Consider the following 20467-nt stretch of genomic DNA (forward strand, 5'->3'; position numbering starts at 1 on the left):
TTATTGGAGAAGGGTTAATGATAAATTCGCCTCAAACCATTTTACGCTTTCTTTCAACTCTTCAATCGTATCATGCATTTCTTCGCCTGCCTTTAGATATTCATTAGGATATTCATCTTTCAAATATTCCATTGTTAAGAAATAAATAGGTTTTAGATGGTCTTTTAACTCTGGAGTTTCTTGAAAGAGTTTGTAAATAGTATGATACTGTTTCATAGAAATTAGTATCAAATAAAACTCTTGGAGTTGCCAAAAAAGAAGGTTTTTTAGTTCTTTAACAAAAAAATATGAATAATATTTTAAAGCAAGTTCAATATTGCCCAAAAGAACCAAATGAATAGCTAGCGGGAAAAAGGCATTAATTCCATTAGCTTGATTTGATAAATCAAGAGCTACCTTACGTAAATATGCCTTGGAATAATTAGAAATTTTAGATTGGAAATTCTGAACTTCTGAAACAATTTCTTTATATATTCTTCTTGTAGATTCAAATAATACTTCGCTATGCCTTTCTTTAAGTAATTCTAAATACTTTTCTCCGTATCCATTATTTTTTAAAAAATCAATTGCATTAAGAATTAACTTAAGTTTTTCAGGTAAAACTTCCTCATTCTCCACCATCGAATAAGCCAACGTCCTATCAAAAACCGTATTTAATTCGTACGTTCCCTTCTCTAAGTTATTCTCAAATCGTTCAAAAAGTTGTTTGAGGTCGGTAGTGTCGCACCAGCCTTCCAGAAACTTTACAAACCAAATCACTCGCTGTTTGTCTTGGCGGGTAGAGTAGCGCATTAAGTACCAAATATTGAAAAATCGTTCCTGTAAACGATAGAGATGGGTGCGGCCTGTGGTGCGGGGTTCTATTTCAATGATTTGGTTATCCACTAATTGTTTGAGTTGGGCTGATATTTGATTGGTTTTTAAACCTTGTCTTTCCGAGCGGGCCAATTCGGCAATCTCACTCACGGTCACGGCATCCCACGCCCGTGCCACAGCATCTACGATGAGTTGCTGCTGTGGTTTGAGGTCGTCCATGCGGTGTTTGTAGAGGGGCGTTACCCGGTCCAAAATCACCTCCAAGTCTTTAAAACTATCCTGTTTTTCGTTGTCCATAAAGACATCAAAGAGCATCACCATCGTACGTATCACGCCGCCCGATAGTTTACGCATCACCTCAATGCGCGGACGTTCGGTTTTGAGCATTTCTTGAAATGTCTCGCTTTTGCCTTCGTTTTCGGCCAATTTCTCAAAAAGCGGAATCGTCTCATCGGTGGTCATGCCTTTGAGCCGAATCTGATAAAAGAAGTCAAAAAATGGCTCTTTGTAATCAAACGTATGTTCGAGCAAGGTAGCTGAGGCACCCACCAATCGTAGGTGGGGCGAATTCATCAGAATATTGCGGAGGCGGTGCGTGGCGGTTTTGCCAATTTTCTCCAAAAATTGCCCAAAATTGTCGTGAAAAACAATGATTTTCTGTTGGTTCTGCTTCAAATAATCCACTAAAATTTCAAAGGCTTTTTGGTCATAGTCGGCTTCGAACTCCTGCTTTCGCATTTCATTCAAAAGCGTTTCGTAAGCAGGGTGGTCTTCGGCAAGGATTTTGGCAATGTGTTCAAAAAACGCCGCCAAATCGGGCATCGAATACTGTTCTTCGTTAAAAAGTACAGGAATGAGCCATTTATTGAGTTTTTCATCGTCCAGTACCGCATATTTGAGACGCAGTAAAAGCGTCGTTTTACCCATGCCTCTTTGCCCTAAAATCATGTAGTGCTGCGGTGGGTGCTGCATGGTATCCTCCTGAATATCCGTAAATAGTTGTTCAAAAACAGCCGTTCTCACTACAAACTCTGCTTTGAGTTGCAGTGGTTCTTTTTGAGGAGGATTAAATAGGTATTTTAGTTTTTTATCAGACATTTTTTGACCACCACTTTTTGAGGATTGGAGAATAAAACCGCCATTGTTTCTCGTTTGTTTCGGCAATGTACCCGTCATATTCGAGGGTAAGCAGGATATTTTTGAACGATTCTTCGAGGCGATGCTTCACGGCCAAATCGTACAATTCCAACTCAGCTACGGATTGATATTCAGCGAGCTTTTTGAGTAGTTCGTGTACCAGTGCCAACTCGTTTCGATTAAAAACCTGACTTAAACGTCCACGGTAGTGTTCGAGGTAAATGCTTCCGTTGAGAACCAACTCATTGAAAGCTTGGTCAATAAAAGCCCTGTTTACTTCGCGAGCATCAATACGATGTAAATCACGGATTTCTTTGATGGCCAGTTGAATATGAAACGGAATCAGCCATTCAATTTTCTCTTTCAATAAGTACGTTAAAACCTCGTTCGAAGCCTCAATTTGATAGTTTTCGAGTAACGTTTTGGCTAACTCTAACGCATCTTTTAACGATAACGGACGTAGTTTATAGGTCTGAATATCATTGACATCCGCAGTTGCGTTGAGCTTTTTGACTACAGAAAGTAAGCCAATGGAACCCGTATAAATGAACTTGATTTTTTGATTGTACTTGTCATTTTGGCGGATGGCGCGATTTTGCTTCAGGAAATTTCGAGCAGCCTGTTCGCCTTGCTCGTCACGGATGTGTTCAATAGTAACCGGGAATTCATCAATCATCAACAGAATTTTGCGATTGTCTAAATCCGCTTTTTCGAGAAAGTCCTTGAATTTTTCGTAGTAATCCAGCTTTTCATCGGCTTTTTCATTGAAGTCTATTTTGACTCCACCCACTTCGACGTTGTCAATGCTGCTTAGAAAACTTTTGATTTTCTTACCTGCCTTTTCGATAGTTTTTAGAAAACGATTCTTGTTTTCGATGTCAAAGATGGCTTTGAGGAGTACTTTAAAAAAGGTTTGACTATCACTAACATCTTCTGTATCTACATAAACACAGTAGTATTCGTCGGCAGGATTGTCTTTGATGTAATGGATAATGGATGTTTTGCCCACTCGCCTAGGAGCTGAAAGCAACAAGTTTTGTCCTTCTTCAAGGGCTTCGTAAATTTCATCCACAATGTCGTCCCGAAGAAAGAAATTATCACCTGTTGCAGTTTTACCAATGCTTAATTTCATAAGTAGAATCTTTTTGTAAAAGTAAGTTGCATTACTTTTATTGCAAAAATTTATTGCATTTTTTTTATTGCAAAGTCTTGTTGCAAATAAAAAAAGGAGCTTTTAAGGCTCCTTACAAATGACAATGCTACTTTTTAATGCGCGTGCGATTCTGCCGTTTTTTGGCAGCAACTTGGTAACTTATCATGAGCCGTTTGGCTGCATTGCAGATTGTCGGCGTCATAACCCGTATCGGTAATTACTTTCCGAATTTGAGTTTCGTCGGTTTTTTTAGGATTGTATTTTACTGTTACTACCTTATCCTCCAGGTTTAATACGGCTTCGGTGATGCCTTTGCTGAGCGTCAGGTTTTTCTCGATGCGTTCTTTGCACATCTCACAAACGGCCGAAGTTTTGATTTTGACCTCTTTGTCTTTGCTTGGTTTATTGGCAGTTGAACTAAATACCACTCCCAAAATCAAGGCGAATACGAATGTTAACTGTTTCATTGGTTTATAGCCCCCAACCCCGAAGGGGAGTTTTTTTGTTGTCCATGCCTTGGGGTTATAAGGGATGGTTTGTGAAAATTGATTTTTACTTTAGTCTTTTACTTTTATTCTTATGCCGGCATAAATTACCCGCCCTACTACCGGGCCCCACGTTTGACCTGCGTCAAAATATTTACTGAACGGGTCTTCTGCGTGAATGATTGGATTCATTTGTTTAAAATTCGCTAAATTTTCTCCTCCTAAATATACCTCAAACTTTTTGAATGCTCTGGATACTTGTCCGTTTATGTTTATAAACGATTGAGAATACAAAATAGGCATAGGTTTGCGATCAACAGTTGCCTGTAAGGATTTCATGGGGTCATTTATTCTCGCTTTTCCGTTCCATTGGAAGGTTAAATCGGCTTTCCACTTATCATAAGGCAAGGTGTATCCAATGTTAAAAAGGATACGTTCTCTCGGAATCATCATTCGTTGCATCAAACGTACATCGTTGGCGGGCTGTCCCATGGTTTGCCACACATCAAACAAACGGTATGCCAATTTCACTTCAGTACGTTTTGATAACAACGTATTCAGTTCAACCTGAAAGCTATTTGAGTAGGATTTTCCCTTCAGATTGTAAAAATATAAATGCGACGCCAACGGAGTGGCGTGGTCAGTATCGGCAATAAGTTGGTTTTGAAAGTTGGTGCGGTAGTAATCCACCACCACATCCCAGTGTTTATCAAACCAGTGAAAAGTTTGGGTTAGACTGATGCCGTAGTTCCAGGAAACTTCGGGATTGATTCTTCCTCCCCAAAAACGAACGGCTCGCCCGCTAACCAAATAGCCGTAGTTCTCAGCGAAAGCATTGGGAGTCCGCTGCCCTCGTCCCGCTGATATGCGTAGAGCCGTGTGTTCCAAAAGTTGCCAACGTGCGTGCAGGCGCGGCGTGACAAAGGCACCGAACAAATTATTATAATCAGCACGTAAGCCGGCTACGAGGGTAAACTTCTCCAAATGATTGAAGGTATATTCAAAAAACGCTCCCGGAACTGATTCGGTTCGAGTCATCAAACTATCCTTGTACGTTTCACGGTAATCATCCAACAGATAACTCAACCCCGTTTTAAACTGATGATTAGTATTGCTGATAATGGACTGGTAAATTAAATTTCCGTACAGCGTCCGTTGGCGACCGTCGTAATTGGCAAATCCAAAATAGGAATCTGTATTATGCTGTGAGGCATTCAGAATCAATCCTAATCCTTTATAAGGTTGGTCTTGGTATAATTTTGCCGTTTTTGAAAACAACTCGATTCGGTTGGTTTGGTTACCAAACCCATAAAATTTGGCGGTTCCTCGGTGCTCAGAAGGGTAAAACCCGATTTGACCGCCAATCCGATTTTCGGCCAATGCTTTTACCCCAAATTGCACCATAATTTTGTCGCTTTTGTATTGCCAACGATTTATTCCGTTGAACTGTGTATAAAGCGGTAAGTCCATAAATCCATCACCGTTGTGGTCAATGCGGTTTTGCAAAGTACTGACGTGGGTTAGAAAACCCGTTGACCATTTTTCGGATAACTTACGATTGATATTTAAATTGAGTTCTCCACGGCCTAAATGGTTGACATACGCATTGAAATACATTTTTTCGCGTGCATCGGGTTTCACTAATTCCACATTGATGGCACCCGTCAGGCTTTCGTAGCCATTGACTACCGAACCTGCACCTTTGGCTACGTCAATGGACTGAATCCATGTTCCGGGAATGTAATTCATCCCAAAAGTCGAAGCTAACCCGCGAATGGTGGGGACGTTCTCGACGTTGGTTTGGACGTATTGGCCACCTAATCCTAAAAATTGAATTTGCTTTGCACCCGTCACGGCATCACTGTAACTTACTGAAACGGAAGCATTGGTTTCAAAACTTTCGGATAAATTGCAGCAAGCCGCTTTAGCCAATGCTTTGGTGGTAATGATTTCGGTTTGAATGGGATTCAGTCGATCGATTTGAGTGGATGTAGCTCGAACTATGACCTCGCCCAACTGTCCCTGAGGCTTCATCACGATTTCGAAATTGCTTTCGGAAGTTACCTTTATGGAGTCGGTTTTGAATCCAATATAGCTCAAAACCAATACATTAGATTTAGCCGAACGGGCAATGTTAAATTTTCCTACGGAATCTGTGATTGTAGCCAACGAGGTACCGCTCCAAAATACATTTACCCCCACTAAGGCCGATTTTTTCCCTGCTTCATTACGCTCATAAACGGTTCCTGTTACGCGTTGTGCGTTTAAGGTAGTGAGTAAAAAGCAATGAGTAATAAGTATAAAAAGGACAGCTATTTTTGTTTTCATTTCAACATTTTCTAAAATTAAAAATTTCTAATAATTAAGTGAGAAACCTGCGCCAAAGCCCATATCGCTGTCGTAATGGGTTGAAAACCCTACGTTTTTGTTAATAATGAAGCGAAGTCCGGCCATGTATTCTTTGTCGGTATTCCACATTAAGTTCATTCGCAGGCGACTACTAATCGGAATGTCTTTTCGCTCTATCTGAAAGCGTAGATTGCCGTCAGTAAACACTTCGGCTTGAGCAATGATAAGCATGGGCAACGTGTAATTCACCCCAAAACTAAGCACTGCTCGATTATCTTTGGTGTTGCTTTGCCCGAAAAGATTTGTTTCTTTTTGATCAAAACCGAGCTTTCGGAAACGCCAATCAAAGCCCACAAACGGCATTAACCATTGCATTTTACCGATGTACCTTCCGATATGGGTCTCGGTTTCGTAACCGTGTTTATCATGGTAGCCCAAGCGCCACTCTGTACCTATACTCCAACTTGTATTTGAGTACATTGCTTCGCCATCATTGCCGTTTGTCTCAAAACCATTCTCTGCCATCAAATGAAATGTTCGGTCATCGGCAAATAATTTGCGCTTGGCCAGCTTAGGATGGGGAATTTCAGGGTTCTTTGGACTGTTTTCGTAACTAAAAATTCGCCCCATTCCTGCCATCATATGGTATAAAATATGACAATGAAAAAACCAATCACCGCTCTCGGTAGCAGCAAATTCTAAGGTGTCAGTTTCCATTGGCATGATATCAATGACATTTTTTAAAGGAGCATAATCACCTTGTCCGTTGAGTACCCTAAAATCGTGGCCGTGTAAGTGCATAGGGTGACGCATCATTGAACCATTGTAAAGTATCATCCGCACGGTTTCCCCTTTTTTTATTAGAATGCGTTCGCTTTCCGAAACCACTTTATTATTTAAACTCCACACGTAACGATTCATGTTTCCTGACAATTCAAAACGCAGTTGTTTAACCGGAGCATTCTTTGATAAATTGGTTTTTGTGGGCGATTTCAACATAGCATAGTTCAACGTAACAGTTGTTTGTGATTGCCCCATTGCATGCTTATCAGTTGCCGTGTCGGAGGAAGGAGAACCTGTAATTTCGGGATACATGACCATGTTCATGTCCATTTGATTTAAGCTCATACTCATTCCCATATCGTCCAAATCACCATTCATCTTCATCATCCCATTCATCATTTTCATGCCCTCAAAATAGGTGAGTTTTGGTAACGGGTTGGCTTTTAATTTATTACCGGTCCCCAAAAACAAGGAGGCGGATTTTGTTCGATCCTCAGACGTAGCTAAAAACTCATAGGAAGTGTTTTTGTCAGGAATGGTAACAATGACATCGTAGGTTTCTGAAACAGCGATAATTAATCTATCTACCTCAACGGGTTCTACATCATTACCGTCGTTGGCCACAACCGTTATTTTACCACCTGCATACGTAAGCCAGAAATAAGTGGATGCTCCACCGTTTGAAATTCTTAATCGGATTTTATCACCGGCTTTAAATTGTGTAAGTTGACTTTCATTCCTGCCATTGATGAGAAATTTGCTGTAATAAACATCGCTCACGTCCATGGCATTCATTCGCATCCACTCATTGACAATTTTAGTCTTAAAATAGCCTTTCTTCAGGGCTTCGGTGTAGCTTTGTGTACTGCCTTTTTGAATCGCAAACCAATCAGTAGCATTGTGTAACATACGGTGCACGTTTTCGGGCTTCATATCTGTCCACTCACTCAATATAATGGGCAGTGTGGGGAGATCGGATTCGTCTTTTCTGTTCAGAATCATGGAGCCATACATACCGATTTGCTCCTGTAAACTCGAATGACTATGGTACCAATGGGTGCCGTGCTGACTTATAAGAAACTTATACAAATGCGTTGTATGTGGTTTGATTGGCATCTGTGTCAGGTTAGGCACACCATCATATTGATTGGGTAAAAACAAACCGTGCCAATGCAAAGACGTTTCTTCGTTCAGTTCGTTATGAACGTAAATCTCTGCCGTGTCGTCTTCGGTAAAAGTCAGGGTGGGCATAGGTATTTGCCCATTTACGGCAATGGCTCTTTTGGGTTTGTTACCAAATAGTACGGTAGTGTCTCGAATATATAAATCGTAATGAACTACTTTGGGTTTACTTGTACCACCTTTTTGAGGTACGGGCATGGAATACTGCTTCTGTTGGGCAAAAACAGGAATCAAAATAACTAAAAAAATAAAAATGTTTGCTAAAAATCTCATTATCAATAGTTTACATGCTTTCAAATGTAAACGCTACACTTAGATATACCCAGCTCATTTTGATTTCACCTTTGTTTGATTTAATTGGAAGGACTTCGTACGTTAGTGTCTCCACTAATTCTTTATTTGTTGCGGGCTTTACAGTCAGTCGAATTATGTCATCTTCCTGCTTATAATCGTCAGCTAAGTGCATGTCCCATGTTTTGCTTAATATCAATGTCCATTCTTTTTCATTTGGAATCGTAAAAAAGCCGTACCTCCCTTTCGAGATATGTTTGCCTTGAATCATCACATCTTTTGAAAATTCAATCCAAGTGGCTTTGTGCGCCCCCGTTGCCCACACCTGATTGTAGGCAACCAAACCATTCCAAATAGTACGACCCCTGACGCTCGGCGAGCCGTAATCAATATGAACGTGATTGTCACCCACCATCGCCATTGCTGACAAACGTGGGCTTTTAGGCTTAGCAGCAGTTTTAGTAGTGTCCGCTTTTAGATGCTCGTGTTGGGCAAACAAACCGTTTGTTAAAAAAAGAGAAATACTGAAAATGATTAAAAGTTTCATAATAAATTTGAGTTGTAAGTTCAAAATTTCAAAACAATTCCGTTGGGTTTTGCCCCTACTTTAATGTCTTTGATTTTTGTATGTTTCATTGCATCAATGACAGATACTGAAGCGGCATCCTGATTGGTTACATAAGCAGTTGAACCTTTAAATGCAATAGCGTGGGCTCCGGCGGCAGTTATCAACGTGCCACCATGCGCAAATTTTCCGTTAGAGTCTTGCTTCCACCAATGTACTTTTCCTACTATTGGGTCGGTTATCCAAAGTTCTTTCAATTCAGCATTGTAGGCCGCATATCCCGGCATAAAACCCAACTCAACGGTTTCTACTACTTTCAACGTCTTTACGTCAATGATTGAAACAGTTTGTCCATCTTCGTTGTCCACGTACATCCGATTATCGGCACCCATCCACGCACCTACGGGATTTTTGCCCACCGAAATCGTAGCCGTAACAGCTTTAGTAGTGGGATGAATGGCAGAAACGGTGTTTTCTTCGCCGTTGGCAACAAAAGCAATGGAGCCATCTGCCGAAAATGTTATCTCAGCAGGTTCTTTACCTACCTTAATGGTATTTTTAAGGGCGTATGTGGTGGCATCATAGACTAAAATTTTACCATCATGATCCATTTGTGAAGTCCAAATCTCTTTACCATCGGGGGTATAAATGGCGTTGTGGTTCATCTTCGGGAGTTCAATCAGCTTGATATTTTGTCCTTTCACCGCATCCACAATCAGCACTTTTGCTGTGCTTTTATGAGTAGGATCGGCGCCGTGTCCGCCGCTCAGGTTGATACCGGGGTCGGCAATAGCGATTTGGTTTTGAGCAGGATTTAAGTAAATGTGGTGCGGATAGGCCAAAAATATCCCTGAACCATGTGCCATGCCCGTCATTCCATCTGTAAGCTGCACCAAATCCGTTACCTCATTGGTATTGAGATTGATGATGGACAGGGTACTGCTTTCCCCATTTACTACATAAGCTGCCGGGTAATCAATATTCAGTTTGGGCGTTGCCGAACCCATATCCATGCAGGCGGAGACGATAAAACTACTTATCCACACTACGAGAATTTTGATAAATCTTTTCATAGGAATATTAGTTTAAAGTTTCGGTTACTTTTCCGCAAGTCAGCATCATTTTACCGTAGTATGGGTTTTTGATGGCCGAATTATCACTCAACCAGTACGCTTTTTTCATAGGGCAATACTGCTGATACACCGGCTTGTCGTTAATTTTCAGTGCCTTCAAAACTGCAAAAAGATTGTTAGATAAATCGTTGAAACGGGCGCGTTGTTGCTCGGTGTCTTGAGTTTTGGCAATGAACTCGGCATCCAATTTAATCTTGGGGGCCAATGGCATATACAAATCGTGTTGCTCTTTGGTCATATTGGCGACATCAATTTTGGTAAATTCCTGCAAAAAATCGTTGGCTTTTTGTTGCGCTGTTTTGCCGTCGGTAGCTACCAAAGCGTCTTTTATACCATAATAATGAACCAACAAGGAATTGATTTGAACTTTAATGTCGGTAATTATCCCTGCCTTAGCAGCATTGTTACTTAAGGCTACATTTGCACGAGAATGACTGATAATAAATGCTGAATGAAAAATAAGCATGGCAAAAATGAATGTCTTTTTCATGTTTTTTTGTTTAATTTAAAATTAACCCTACAATTTCTATGATGTCCATCTTTGGCTTCATAGGTATTATTTTATTGTACCATACAAAGGTATGTGGAGACGGCCTGTAGAACTTTACACATTTATCGCAATGTTTTACATCATTTTGGATTCTCAAACCTGGTCTAAGGAAAGGCGATTTTTCGCCGCTGCCTGTTTGAATTGACTGGGTGTCAGACCTGTTACTTTTTTAAATTGATTAGACAAATGCCCTACACTGCTGTACTGTAGCTCATCGGCAATTTGGCTCAGACTTTGCTCGTCGTACATCAATAACTCTTTGACCCGCTCAATTTTTTGACGAATGATGTATTGCTCAATGGTACTGCCTTCGTGAGTAGAAAACAACGTGCTTAACCCGCTATAATCACGGCTCAATTTTTCAGATAAATAATCGGAAAAATTGCTTTTGAAATGCTCATGTTGCGGGTTGTGAATCAATTCAATGACCACATTTTTGATTTTCTCTACGATGCGACTTTGTTTGTCGTCCAGCAATTCAAAACCGTGTCGGTTCAGTAATTCAGCAAGAGTTTCTAATTGAGAAGAACTTAAATTTTCGGCGGTTTGAATCTCTCCCAGTTCGGTACTCATCACGTGGGCACCTACTTGTCTAAATGAGTCCTCAACCACCATCTTGCAGCGGTCGCAGACCATGTTTTTGATATGGAATAGTATAGACATTGTTCAATCAGTTAGATTAGACATAAACACCAATTGCCCGTAAGCCGACTGCCTACGAGAAGAAACAAATGGATTACTCTAAATCAAAAAAGATTGAACAAAAGAAAGCAGACTTCGCCCGTGAAACAGCGAAGAAAAGGAAGATAAATGGGCAGAAGAGTCCGTACCGGAGGAAAAAAGCGAAATAATTGCTTTGAATACGGCTATGAATGCTCCAATGACTGCATCACTGGCTACTTTAAGGATTTTGGCCACCCATTGTGCCAACGAAGACGAAACATCTACGTTTTCGTAGCTTTGGTCATCGTCACAACACGCTTGTTTTTGGAGTGAAGTCTTATATGAAATAGGAGACTTTGAATGCTCTTGCTGACAACCCTTAGCACCTTCTTTTTGTAAAGCTGCCAAGTGCAATGACTTGCCCCGCATCATGCAGTGATGCTCAATCACACCAAACCCCGTACTCGCCGTCAGTATGAGCAGAGCCAAGAGAATAGTGAAGTAATTGCGGAGTGTCGTTTTCATTCGTTTACTTTTGCCGAGGAGAAAAAGTAGGTAAAGATAAAAAGATATTCAATTTGTCAACACCAACGGGGTAGATTTTGTTTCACAAAATAAAAAGGTGACCAATAACATATCAGTCACCTTTTCAAAAAAAGCGGTGCTTCCATACCGCTTTTCCAAATCTTATTTTACTTTTTCGACTACTGCCTTGAAAGCCTCAGGATGATTCATCGCGAGGTCAGCAAGAACTTTACGGTTCAGTTCTACCCCTGCGGCGTGAACTTTACCCATCAATGCAGAATAAGATAATCCCTCTTGACGAGCAGCAGCGTTGATACGCTGAATCCACAACGCGCGGAAATTTCTTTTCTTTTGTTTACGACCTGTATAAGCATAGGCAAGCCCTTTTTCAACGGCGTTTTTAGCTACGGTCCAAACGTTTTTACGACGGCCATAGTAACCTTTGGCCAGTTTTAAGATTTTTTTGCGGCGAGCTCTCGACGCGACGTGATTTACCGAACGTGGCATAATTTTGTTAGTTTTTTGACGGTTGGTGGCTTACTTTAGAAACACTTTATGGACCAACAATCGGGTGAAACAATAAACCGGTAGTGAGTAGTGAGTAGTGAGTAGTGAGTGTTTTTTATTCTCGCTCCTCAATTCTGACTTCTCTCTCCATTAGATTTTGAGCATCAATTTGATGCGATCCATATTCGTGTCATCAACTACGGTAAAGCCAACGAGGTTGCGTTTACGCTTAGTTGATTTTTTGGTCAGAATATGGCTGTGAAAAGCGTGTTTACGCTTAATCTTGCCAGTGCCAGTCATTTTAAAACGCTTCTTGGCACCTGAATTGGTTTTAACTTTTGGCATGATACTGAACTTTTTTAAAGTAATTGAAAAAGTAAAAATTTGGGATGCAAAGTTAATGGTTTCCAGTCAGAAAACCAATCAAGTAATTGATTTTCTGATTCCACCCAAAAATAGCAGAGTTACCTATATTCCTAAAGCGATGGTAGATTCGTCTTTTTTGAAGATATACGACTTCTTTTGACCCTGATAATTGAGGTTGACCAAATTGATCTGGTCTTCAAAAAGGTCGTGCATGATGGAGTTTTGAACAGAAAAACCTGTAATTGCTTCCTGCATAGGGATCTCAATGTAAATCCAAGTAGCGTCTGCTTCCTGTTCCTTACCTACGTATGAGTAGTTTTTCTTCTGCTTTTGAGAGGTAAGAAGGGCAAAATGTTTACGGATGTATTTCTCTACCAAGGGGTCGTTTTTGTCATTATTAACAACTACGATTTTTTGACCGTTATTATCTTTCGAAAGCGCTTTTTCAAAATCATCCGTAAAAACGCGAATGCTTATTTCAAAAGATTTCTCCTTTGCATTGAAATCCATGCGCGTAATGCTGGTATGGAAATCGTGGAGACGAAAAGAGACCAGGAGCGAAGTAAGGCAAAGTACCCACATAGACCCCTTCAGGGTGACAAAGTGGGTACTTTGCCTGTAAACTAATGCTTTAAGCATATTGATAGAGGGTTTGCTAACGGAATAATTTGAAAATATCATTGCCAAAAGCAAATACCATGAGTCCTAACAAGATGACCATACCTACCTTTTGGGCTCCTTCTAAAAACTTGTCGGAAGGCTTATGACCGGTTACCATTTCATAAATCAACAATACAGAGTGACCGCCGTCAAGAGCAGGAATAGGAAGAATATTCATAAACGCCAATACCATTGACAAAAGACCTGTGAGGAACCAAAAACGTCCCCAATCCCAAATGCCGCCAAACATTTGTGCAATGCCGATGGGGCCGCTTAACGCTTTAGATGCCGACACTTCACCACGGAATATTTTGCCAAATCCCCGAATGTTATCAGTAACAACGCTGAACGCTTTTCCTGCACCTACTGCAATGGATTCACCGAATGAATAATCAATGTGCGTAATCTTTAAATCTTTTTCAGGATAAAAACCAATGGTACCTTCGGGTGAAACTTTTATCGGTAAAGGAATCATCTGCCCCGCACGCTCTACAGTAAGCGTAACCGTTTGATTTTTAGATTTATCTAACGCATCCTGAATTTCGTGGTAATAATTGATGGGTGTTTCATTGAGTTTAACAATTTTATCACCTGTTTTCAACCCGGCTTTATCGGCAGGCATGGCAGGTACTAATTCCCCTACTTTGAAGGGGAAAATAGGGTCAATAAACTCCCGCGCATTTTTCTTATCGCTAACTTTCTCAATGAAGTCATTGGGAACATAGACATCTATCCGTTCGCCGCCGCGTTCAACGGTATAATAGCTGTTTGATTCTAAAAATACTTTGCGTACTTCGGCAAAGTCATCGAATGACTTTCCGTTAATGGCCACTATTTTGTCGCCTGTGCGAAGTCCAATTTCCTGACCTAATTTATGGGCTACAATTCCGTATTTAACGTCTTTTGCGGCAATATAATCGTGGCCTTCATAATAAGTGAGGGTAATAAAAATGATAACTCCAGTAATTACATTGACAATAATCCCTCCAAGCATCACAATCAGACGTTGCCAGGCGGGTTTGGCGCGAAATTCCCACGGTTCCGGTTCAGCAGTCAGGTTTTTGGTATCTAAAGATTCATCAACCATCCCCGAAATTTTCACAAATCCACCCAATGGAATGGCGCCGATACCATATTCAGTTTCCCCGCGTTGAATAGACCATATTTTGGGCGGAAATCCGATGAAGTATTTTTCCACTCGCATTCCAAACATCTTGGCTGTGATGAGGTGCCCCCACTCGTGTAATCCTACTAATATTGACAGTCCTAAAATCAACTGTCCCACCATAATTAAAATTTCCATTCTGTGTTCGTTTGTGCTGCTGCACGGTTAATTGTTGTTTTTCTTAATCCACTTGTTGATATTCCAACCTATTCCAAGAATGAGGACTCCGAATACCAAACCAATGATAGCACCTTCTATAAATGTATCCCACTTCGGGACTCGAATCAAAATAGTGTTCATTATGAAATATCTTCAAAAACGTTTCTCAAATCAATCTCTAATCCTTCTAACACTTCGCCGCCGTTGATAATTCCAAACGGTAGTTTTTCAGGATTGGTATTTTGAGGGGTAAAAATTATGTAGTTTGGCCCTGTCCTACGTCGAAATGACAAATTGCTCTGCCACTTTCCGCGTTTCTGCATCGGTTTCGATGTAGTCATTGAGCGTTGGCTGCTGTATAAACGTCACGCGTTGCATACAAGTTTCGATAAGGTCCGACATTTCCAGAAACCCAATTTCGTCGCGCAGGAAAGCTGCTACGGCTATTTCATTCGCGGCGTTGACGATGCATGCCATGTTGCCACCCTGTTCCATTGCGTCAAATGCGAATTGCAAATTACGAAAAGTTTTCAGATCAGGTTGTTCGAAAGTAAGTGCAGGGTATTGGGTGAAGTCAAAACGCGGAAAATTGGCCTTAATTCGGTGCGGATAGGTCAACGCAAATTGAATCGGTAAGCGCATATCTGGAAGACCCATTTGTGCTTTGATACTTCCGTCTTCAAATTGTACCATCGAATGGATAATACTTTGCGGATGGACAATTACCTCAATTTGAGAGGCTTCCAAACCAAACAGCCATTTGGCTTCAATGATTTCAAACCCTTTATTCATCAATGAAGCAGAATCAATTGTAATCTTCGCCCCCATACTCCAATTGGGATGCTTGAGCGCCTGTGCTTTAGTGACGTGTAAGAGTTCGTCGCGTGTTTTTCCACGAAAAGGTCCTCCCGACGCTGTCAAAAGAATTTTTTCGATGGGGTTGTGAAATTCGCCTACAATGCACTGAAATATGGCAGAATGTTCGGAGTCAACGGGATAAATATTAACGCCTTTTTCGCGGGCCAGAGCCGTTACCAATTCTCCGGCTACTACCAGCGTTTCTTTGTTGGCAAGGGCAATTTGCTTCCCTGCTTCAATGGCTTTTATGGTAGGAATTAATCCGGAATAGCCTACCATCGAAGTCAAAACAGTGTCAATGGAGTCCATCTGAACTACGTCAGCAATGGCCTTGTTGCCGGCATAGACTTGAATACCAAGCGGGTCGAGTGCATCGAAAACTTTGTCATAGAGGTCTTCATTGGCAATCACAACCACATTGGGTCGAAACTGAGCGGCTTGCTCAATGAGCAGGTCAGCGTTGTTTTGAGCCGTGAGAATCTCAATCGTAAATGAGTCGGGATTAGCGGCTACTACGTCGAGGGCTTGGGTTCCTATTGAACCCGTTGAGCCGAGAATGGCTAAATGTTTTTGAGGAAACTTCATGCAATGAGCAAATAATCGAGAGCAAAATTACACATTCTTCTCGCTTTTAGGTGCTTACGGGTCTGTTAATCGTTATCTGTTATTGGTTATCGGTGGTGTTGGTTTGATTATCAGTTAATTAACGATTTTACCTGCCATATTTAATGCCTAATGGACAAAGTCGCAGTTTAGTTTTTGCGTATCAACCAAATCAAACGGAGTGAAAAGAACAAAGCAATGAATAGTAAAAGAGTCGATTTTCTGCGCTTTTGAATTTTTTAAACAAAAATACTATGAAAACTTTATCCGCTTTTTTTACCGCTATTGTTCTTTTTTTGGGAATTATAGCAGCCGTTGCTCCTAAGCCCACGCTTTATATTATCGGGGATTCTACCGTCAAAAATGGCTCTGGAAAAGGGCAGGATAACATGTGGGGTTGGGGAAGTTTTCTCCACGAACATTTTGATACGACGCGTATCCATATTGAAAATCATGCTATTGGCGGTCGCAGCAGTCGTACGTTTATTACGGAAGGACGTTGGGATAAAATTGTGGCGAATCTGAAATCGGGTGACTTTGTTATTATGCAGTTTGGACACAACGATAACAGCGCCATCAATGACTCTACCCGGGCACGCGGAACCATCAAAGGAATAGGTGAAGAAGTGGAAGAAATTGATAATATTCTGACCAAAAAACACGAAGTGGTTCATTCGTATGGCTGGTACATGCGTAAATACGTGGATGAAACCAAAGCGAAGGGAGCTATTGCAATTGTTTGCTCACCCGTACCGCGCAACAGCTGGAAAGAAGGTAAAATTGCTACTTCCGAAGCGGGAAATCGGCAATGGGCAGAAGCGGTTGCCAAATCTAACGGCGCTTTTTACGTGGATTTGTTTGGGCTGATTGTGCCTCATTACGAAGCAATCGGTGAGGAGAAAGTAAAGACGGAATTCTTTACTTCCAAAGACAACACCCATACCAACGAAGCCGGTGCAAAACTGAATGTAAACTCGGTGGTAGCAGGACTAAAATCCCTGAAAGGTAGTCCTTTGATACAGTATTTGAAACACTAATTGTAACCACATAGAAACATAGTTCATATAGTTTCTATTGGTTCGGTAAACATCTCCTTCTGATGAAAAAAAGACTTTTGCCTTTTGCTCTTTGCCTTTTGCCTCTTTTTAACACTTTTTCTCAAGCGCCCATTCACTACAAACAACCTGCCCGTAACTGGAACGAAGCGTTGCCCGTAGGAAACGGAAGGCTGGGGGTAATGACGTTTGGTCGAGTCAATGAAGAATTACTCCAACTGAATGAGGAGACTCTTTGGTCAGGTGGGCCGGTGGAGAAAAATCCAAATCCTGATGCCATCAAACATTTGCCTGCGGTACGAGAAGCCTTAAATCGGGAAGACTACGAAGCAGCCTCTAAAGAATTGCAAAAGATACAGGGGCTTTACACGGAAGCTTATCAGCCGTTGGGAAATTTGTTGATAAAACAGCCTTTCGACGCGCAGCCTACTGCTTATTTTCGAGATTTGGACATTCAAAATGCCACGGCGCATACGCAATTTACGATTGATGGCGTCACGTACAGTCGAGAATTGTTTGTCTCGGCACCTGACCAAGTAATTGTGCTTCGATTGACAGCTTCGCAAAAAGGGAAACTGAATTTTTCGGCTTCTACCCAAAGCCCTCATCCGATGTCGAAGTTGGTCGTTGGCAAAAATGAATTGAGTATGCGGGGCAAAGCGCCTGCTCATGCAGATCCTAATTATGTGAGTTATAATGCCAAACCGGTTTATTACGAAGACCCCACTGGTTGCAAAGGAATGCGGTTTGACTGGCGGGTAAAGGTGCAAACTACCGATGGGAAAGTGACTGCCGATACCTCAGGAATTTCGATTAGCGATGCAACAGAAGCGATTTTACTGGTGACGGCCGCTACAAGTTTTAATGGTTTTGATAAATGTCCGGACAGTCAGGGACGGGACGAAAAAGCCTTGGTGGAATCCTACCTAAAACGGGCTTCCGGTAAGTCAATCACGGCGATTCGCAACGCACATATTGCTGATTATCAGAAATTTTTTAATCGAATGAAACTCAAATTGGGTACATCGGGTGAAGCGGCTTTTTTGCCGATGGATTCACGTCTGATGCGCTACGCTCAGATGGGTAATGACCCCGAATTGGAAGCATTGTATTTTCAGTTTGGCCGCTATTTATTGATTTCAAGTTCTCGCCCGGGCGGTATTCCCGCCAATTTGCAGGGAATTTGGAACCCGATGACGCGCCCGCCGTGGAGCAGCAATTATACTACTAACATCAACGCTGAAATGAATTATTGGCCTGCCGAACCGGCTAATCTTTCAGATTTGCACACTACGTTTACCGATTGGATTGCGGGTGCTGCTGCAACGGGCCGAGAAACCGCCAAGAATTTCTACGGAATGAGCGGCTGGACAGTACATCATAATTCCGACATCTGGGGTGCTTCCAATCCTGTGGGTGACAAAGGAAAAGGAAGCCCATCGTGGGCCAACTGGAGCATGGGCGGCGCGTGGCTGAGTCAGCATCTGTGGGAACATTATGCGTATTCGGGAGATGAAAATTACTTGAAAAATTACGCCTATCCACTCATGCGGGATGCCGCGCAGTTTTGTTTGGACTGGTTAGTGAAAGATGCTAACGACAATTGGATTACGTCGCCTGCGACCTCTCCCGAAAACGTTTTTATTACTGAAAAAGGCGTAAAACAGTCGGTTTCGGTAGCTACGACGATGGATATGGCACTGGTGTACGATTTGTTTACCAACGTGATTCATGCTTCCGAGCATTTGAAAATGGACGCTGATTTGCGTAAAACGTTGGAAGAAAGACTTCAACATTTGTTTCCGTTGCAAATTGGCAAAAAAGGAAATTTGCAGGAATGGTACAAAGATTGGGAAGATCAAGATCCTCAACACCGCCATGTATCGCACTTGTTTGCGCTGCATCCGGGGCATTACATTTCGCCCCTGCGTACTCCTAAATTTACGGATGCGGCTCGTAAAACGCTTGAAATCAGAGGCGATGGAGGAACGGGCTGGAGTAAGTCGTGGAAAATCAATTTTTGGGCACGTCTCCACGATGGTAATCACGCCCACAAACTTTTGCAGGAACTGCTCAAACTGACTGGTGTGGAAGGCACAGATTATGCCAACGGAGGCGGTACCTATTTGAATTTATTTTGTGCTCATCCGCCTTTTCAGATTGACGGGAATTTTGGCGGAACGTCGGGAATTGCTGAAATGCTGCTTCAAAGTCAGGATGGCGTCATCAATTTGCTTCCTGCCTTGCCCGATGTATGGGCAACGGGGGAAGTGAAGGGCCTGAAAGCTCGTGGCGGTTTTGAAATAGATATGACGTGGAAAGACAAGAAAATCACCCGCATCATTGTAAAATCGGCATTTGGGGGCAATTGCCGGTTAAAATTGCCCAACGTACTGACCAACGCGAAATTTCAAACGGCTAAGGGCAAAAACTCTAACCATTTCTTCCAAGTATTTGAAAATAAGTATCAAACCACTACGCCCGAAGCCGGCAGTTTTGTGTATGATTTGAGTACGGAGATAAATAAGATTTATATTTTGGGTGGAAATTAAGCGTTTTTCAGCTTTGACAAAGTTTACAACTTTGTCAAAGCTGCCGTTTGGATTCCATGATAAAATCTAAGAAGTGTGACTTTGAAGTAACTGTACCAATTTCACCGCTTCAACGGCTTCTTTTACATCATGTACGCGTAAAATACTTGCGCCATTCAGCAGAGCTATTGTATTTAAAACGGTCGTTCCATTGAGCGATTGGTCTGCTGTAATGTTGAGCTTTCGCCAAATCATGGATTTTCTGGATACTCCTATTAAAAGGGGGACGTTCAGAATTTGAAAAGCTTTTAGCTCGTTCAGCAACACATAATTTTGGTCGGCGTTTTTCGCAAATCCAAATCCCATATCTGCTACGATGTCTTTTACGCCAAGCTGTTGAAGTTGGTAAATTTTGGTTTGTAATTCTCGTAATACGTCAGTTACCAAATCGTCATATTGATTCAATTCTTTCATGGTTTGCGGTGTTCCGCGACTGTGCATGAGAATATAAGGAACATGAAGGGCCGCTACGGTTTCAAACATGTTGGCATCCATATTACCGCCTGCTATGTCATTAATAATGTGAGCCCCGGCTGCAATAGATTCCCGCGCTACCGTCGAACGAAAGGTGTCAATGGAAATAATGGCGTCTGGAAATCGCTTTTGTATCATCTCCACCACAGGCAAAACGCGTTTGAGCTCTTCTTCTTCACTCACCGCATCGGCCCCCGGGCGCGTTGAATGTCCGCCTAAATCAAGGATGGATGCTCCTTCGGAAATCATGCGTTCTGCTTTCTTATAGGCATCTTCTACCTGCAATACACGACTCCCCGAATAGAAAGAATCAGGGGTGACGTTAAGAATCCCCATGACCTGTGGCGTAGACAAGTCCAGTAATTTACCGCCGATGTTCAGCGTTTTTTTCATAATT

At 41.8% G+C, this 20467-nt stretch carries 18 protein-coding genes; 2 read left to right on the forward strand and 16 right to left on the reverse strand.

Translation table 11 applies throughout. The features are described from left to right. The 15 genes from Q0081_RS19765 to Q0081_RS19835 form a co-directional block, all read right to left on the reverse strand. Positions 1-1914, reverse strand: coding sequence for a hypothetical protein (locus tag Q0081_RS19765; RefSeq protein WP_298357341.1), 1914 nt, complete (start codon positions 1912-1914; stop codon positions 1-3). Beyond that, positions 1907-3085 carry a hypothetical protein gene (locus Q0081_RS19770; RefSeq protein ID WP_298357344.1) on the reverse strand — a complete coding sequence of 393 codons (1179 nt, stop codon included), beginning with the start codon at positions 3083-3085 and terminating at the stop codon, positions 1907-1909. Before Q0081_RS19770 ends, Q0081_RS19765 begins: the two co-directional genes overlap by 8 nt. 134 nt (positions 3086-3219) lie before the next feature. Next, entirely contained in the window at positions 3220-3573 is a 354-nt protein-coding gene (locus Q0081_RS19775; protein ID WP_298357347.1) for a heavy-metal-associated domain-containing protein, read from the reverse strand. 90 nt (positions 3574-3663) lie between these two features. After that, a complete protein-coding gene (locus Q0081_RS19780) occupies positions 3664-5919 on the reverse strand; it encodes a TonB-dependent receptor (RefSeq protein WP_298357350.1) in 2256 nt (751 codons plus the stop codon). 27 nt (positions 5920-5946) lie between these two features. Further along, complete coding sequence (locus Q0081_RS19785; protein ID WP_298357353.1) at positions 5947-8178, reverse strand: multicopper oxidase family protein; 2232 nt, start codon at positions 8176-8178, stop codon at positions 5947-5949. A 10-nt stretch (positions 8179-8188) separates the two neighbouring features. Further along, positions 8189-8743: a DUF2911 domain-containing protein gene (locus tag Q0081_RS19790; protein WP_298357356.1), complete on the reverse strand. Its 555-nt coding sequence runs from the start codon at positions 8741-8743 to the stop codon at positions 8189-8191. A gap of 20 nt (positions 8744-8763) precedes the next feature. Beyond that, a complete protein-coding gene (locus tag Q0081_RS19795) occupies positions 8764-9834 on the reverse strand; it encodes a YncE family protein (protein ID WP_298357359.1) in 1071 nt (356 codons plus the stop codon). 7 nt (positions 9835-9841) lie between these two features. Next, the gene (locus Q0081_RS19800; RefSeq protein WP_298357361.1) at positions 9842-10384 is read right to left on the reverse strand and encodes a DUF3347 domain-containing protein; all 543 of its coding nucleotides are present in this window, start codon (positions 10382-10384) and stop codon (positions 9842-9844) included. A gap of 153 nt (positions 10385-10537) precedes the next feature. Next, the gene (locus Q0081_RS19805) at positions 10538-11107 is read right to left on the reverse strand and encodes an AraC family transcriptional regulator (RefSeq protein WP_298357364.1); all 570 of its coding nucleotides are present in this window, start codon (positions 11105-11107) and stop codon (positions 10538-10540) included. 78 nt (positions 11108-11185) lie between these two features. After that, positions 11186-11632: an HYC_CC_PP family protein gene (locus Q0081_RS19810; protein ID WP_298357367.1), complete on the reverse strand. Its 447-nt coding sequence runs from the start codon at positions 11630-11632 to the stop codon at positions 11186-11188. A 162-nt stretch (positions 11633-11794) separates the two neighbouring features. Continuing rightward, the gene (gene rplT / locus Q0081_RS19815) at positions 11795-12139 is read right to left on the reverse strand and encodes a 50S ribosomal protein L20 (protein WP_298357370.1); all 345 of its coding nucleotides are present in this window, start codon (positions 12137-12139) and stop codon (positions 11795-11797) included. A gap of 150 nt (positions 12140-12289) precedes the next feature. Further along, positions 12290-12484, reverse strand: a complete 195-nt coding sequence (gene rpmI / locus Q0081_RS19820; RefSeq protein WP_028668644.1) for a 50S ribosomal protein L35 — start codon at positions 12482-12484, stop codon at positions 12290-12292. 123 nt (positions 12485-12607) lie between these two features. Further along, positions 12608-13144, reverse strand: a complete 537-nt coding sequence (locus tag Q0081_RS19825) for a DUF6702 family protein (protein ID WP_298357378.1) — start codon at positions 13142-13144, stop codon at positions 12608-12610. A 16-nt stretch (positions 13145-13160) separates the two neighbouring features. Continuing rightward, positions 13161-14468: an RIP metalloprotease RseP gene (gene rseP / locus Q0081_RS19830; protein WP_298357381.1), complete on the reverse strand. Its 1308-nt coding sequence runs from the start codon at positions 14466-14468 to the stop codon at positions 13161-13163. Positions 14469-14765: 297 nt separating this feature from the next. After that, complete coding sequence (locus tag Q0081_RS19835; RefSeq protein WP_298357385.1) at positions 14766-15932, reverse strand: 1-deoxy-D-xylulose-5-phosphate reductoisomerase; 1167 nt, start codon at positions 15930-15932, stop codon at positions 14766-14768. Positions 15933-16204: 272 nt separating this feature from the next. Between Q0081_RS19835 and Q0081_RS19840 the strand changes: the two genes are divergently transcribed. Both Q0081_RS19840 and Q0081_RS19845 read left to right on the forward strand, forming a co-directional pair. Then, a complete protein-coding gene (locus Q0081_RS19840) occupies positions 16205-16987 on the forward strand; it encodes a rhamnogalacturonan acetylesterase (protein WP_298357388.1) in 783 nt (260 codons plus the stop codon). Between the two features lie 62 nt (positions 16988-17049). Continuing rightward, positions 17050-19557, forward strand: a complete 2508-nt coding sequence (locus tag Q0081_RS19845; RefSeq protein ID WP_298357391.1) for a glycoside hydrolase family 95 protein — start codon at positions 17050-17052, stop codon at positions 19555-19557. 66 nt (positions 19558-19623) lie between these two features. On the opposite strand, the gene folP is transcribed toward Q0081_RS19845, so the two are convergent. Further along, the gene (gene folP, locus Q0081_RS19850) at positions 19624-20463 is read right to left on the reverse strand and encodes a dihydropteroate synthase (RefSeq protein WP_298357394.1); all 840 of its coding nucleotides are present in this window, start codon (positions 20461-20463) and stop codon (positions 19624-19626) included. Positions 20464-20467: the final 4 nt, after the last annotated feature.

This window comes from Runella sp. (assembly GCF_027484545.1).
Taxonomy (GTDB): domain Bacteria; phylum Bacteroidota; class Bacteroidia; order Cytophagales; family Spirosomataceae; genus Runella.

What these genes read in the sequence shown, in the direction of transcription:
- Q0081_RS19845 (WP_298357391.1), top strand. Translation starts at nt 17,050, where the DNA reads ATGAAAAAAAGACTTTTGCCTTTTGCTCTTTGCCTTTTGCCTCTTTTT.
- Q0081_RS19835 (WP_298357385.1), bottom strand. Translation starts at nt 15,932, where the DNA reads ATGAAGTTTCCTCAAAAACATTTAGCCATTCTCGGCTCAACGGGTTCA.
- Q0081_RS19810 (WP_298357367.1), bottom strand. Translation starts at nt 11,632, where the DNA reads ATGAAAACGACACTCCGCAATTACTTCACTATTCTCTTGGCTCTGCTC.
- Q0081_RS19775 (WP_298357347.1), bottom strand. Translation starts at nt 3,573, where the DNA reads ATGAAACAGTTAACATTCGTATTCGCCTTGATTTTGGGAGTGGTATTT.
- Q0081_RS19780 (WP_298357350.1), bottom strand. Translation starts at nt 5,919, where the DNA reads ATGAAAACAAAAATAGCTGTCCTTTTTATACTTATTACTCATTGCTTT.
- rseP (WP_298357381.1), bottom strand. Translation starts at nt 14,468, where the DNA reads ATGGAAATTTTAATTATGGTGGGACAGTTGATTTTAGGACTGTCAATA.
- Q0081_RS19765 (WP_298357341.1), bottom strand. Translation starts at nt 1,914, where the DNA reads ATGTCTGATAAAAAACTAAAATACCTATTTAATCCTCCTCAAAAAGAA.
- folP (WP_298357394.1), bottom strand. Translation starts at nt 20,463, where the DNA reads ATGAAAAAAACGCTGAACATCGGCGGTAAATTACTGGACTTGTCTACG.
- Q0081_RS19800 (WP_298357361.1), bottom strand. Translation starts at nt 10,384, where the DNA reads ATGAAAAAGACATTCATTTTTGCCATGCTTATTTTTCATTCAGCATTT.
- Q0081_RS19785 (WP_298357353.1), bottom strand. Translation starts at nt 8,178, where the DNA reads ATGAGATTTTTAGCAAACATTTTTATTTTTTTAGTTATTTTGATTCCT.
- rpmI (WP_028668644.1), bottom strand. Translation starts at nt 12,484, where the DNA reads ATGCCAAAAGTTAAAACCAATTCAGGTGCCAAGAAGCGTTTTAAAATG.
- Q0081_RS19795 (WP_298357359.1), bottom strand. Translation starts at nt 9,834, where the DNA reads ATGAAAAGATTTATCAAAATTCTCGTAGTGTGGATAAGTAGTTTTATC.
- rplT (WP_298357370.1), bottom strand. Translation starts at nt 12,139, where the DNA reads ATGCCACGTTCGGTAAATCACGTCGCGTCGAGAGCTCGCCGCAAAAAA.
- Q0081_RS19840 (WP_298357388.1), top strand. Translation starts at nt 16,205, where the DNA reads ATGAAAACTTTATCCGCTTTTTTTACCGCTATTGTTCTTTTTTTGGGA.
- Q0081_RS19825 (WP_298357378.1), bottom strand. Translation starts at nt 13,144, where the DNA reads ATGCTTAAAGCATTAGTTTACAGGCAAAGTACCCACTTTGTCACCCTG.
- Q0081_RS19805 (WP_298357364.1), bottom strand. Translation starts at nt 11,107, where the DNA reads ATGTCTATACTATTCCATATCAAAAACATGGTCTGCGACCGCTGCAAG.
- Q0081_RS19790 (WP_298357356.1), bottom strand. Translation starts at nt 8,743, where the DNA reads ATGAAACTTTTAATCATTTTCAGTATTTCTCTTTTTTTAACAAACGGT.
- Q0081_RS19770 (WP_298357344.1), bottom strand. Translation starts at nt 3,085, where the DNA reads ATGAAATTAAGCATTGGTAAAACTGCAACAGGTGATAATTTCTTTCTT.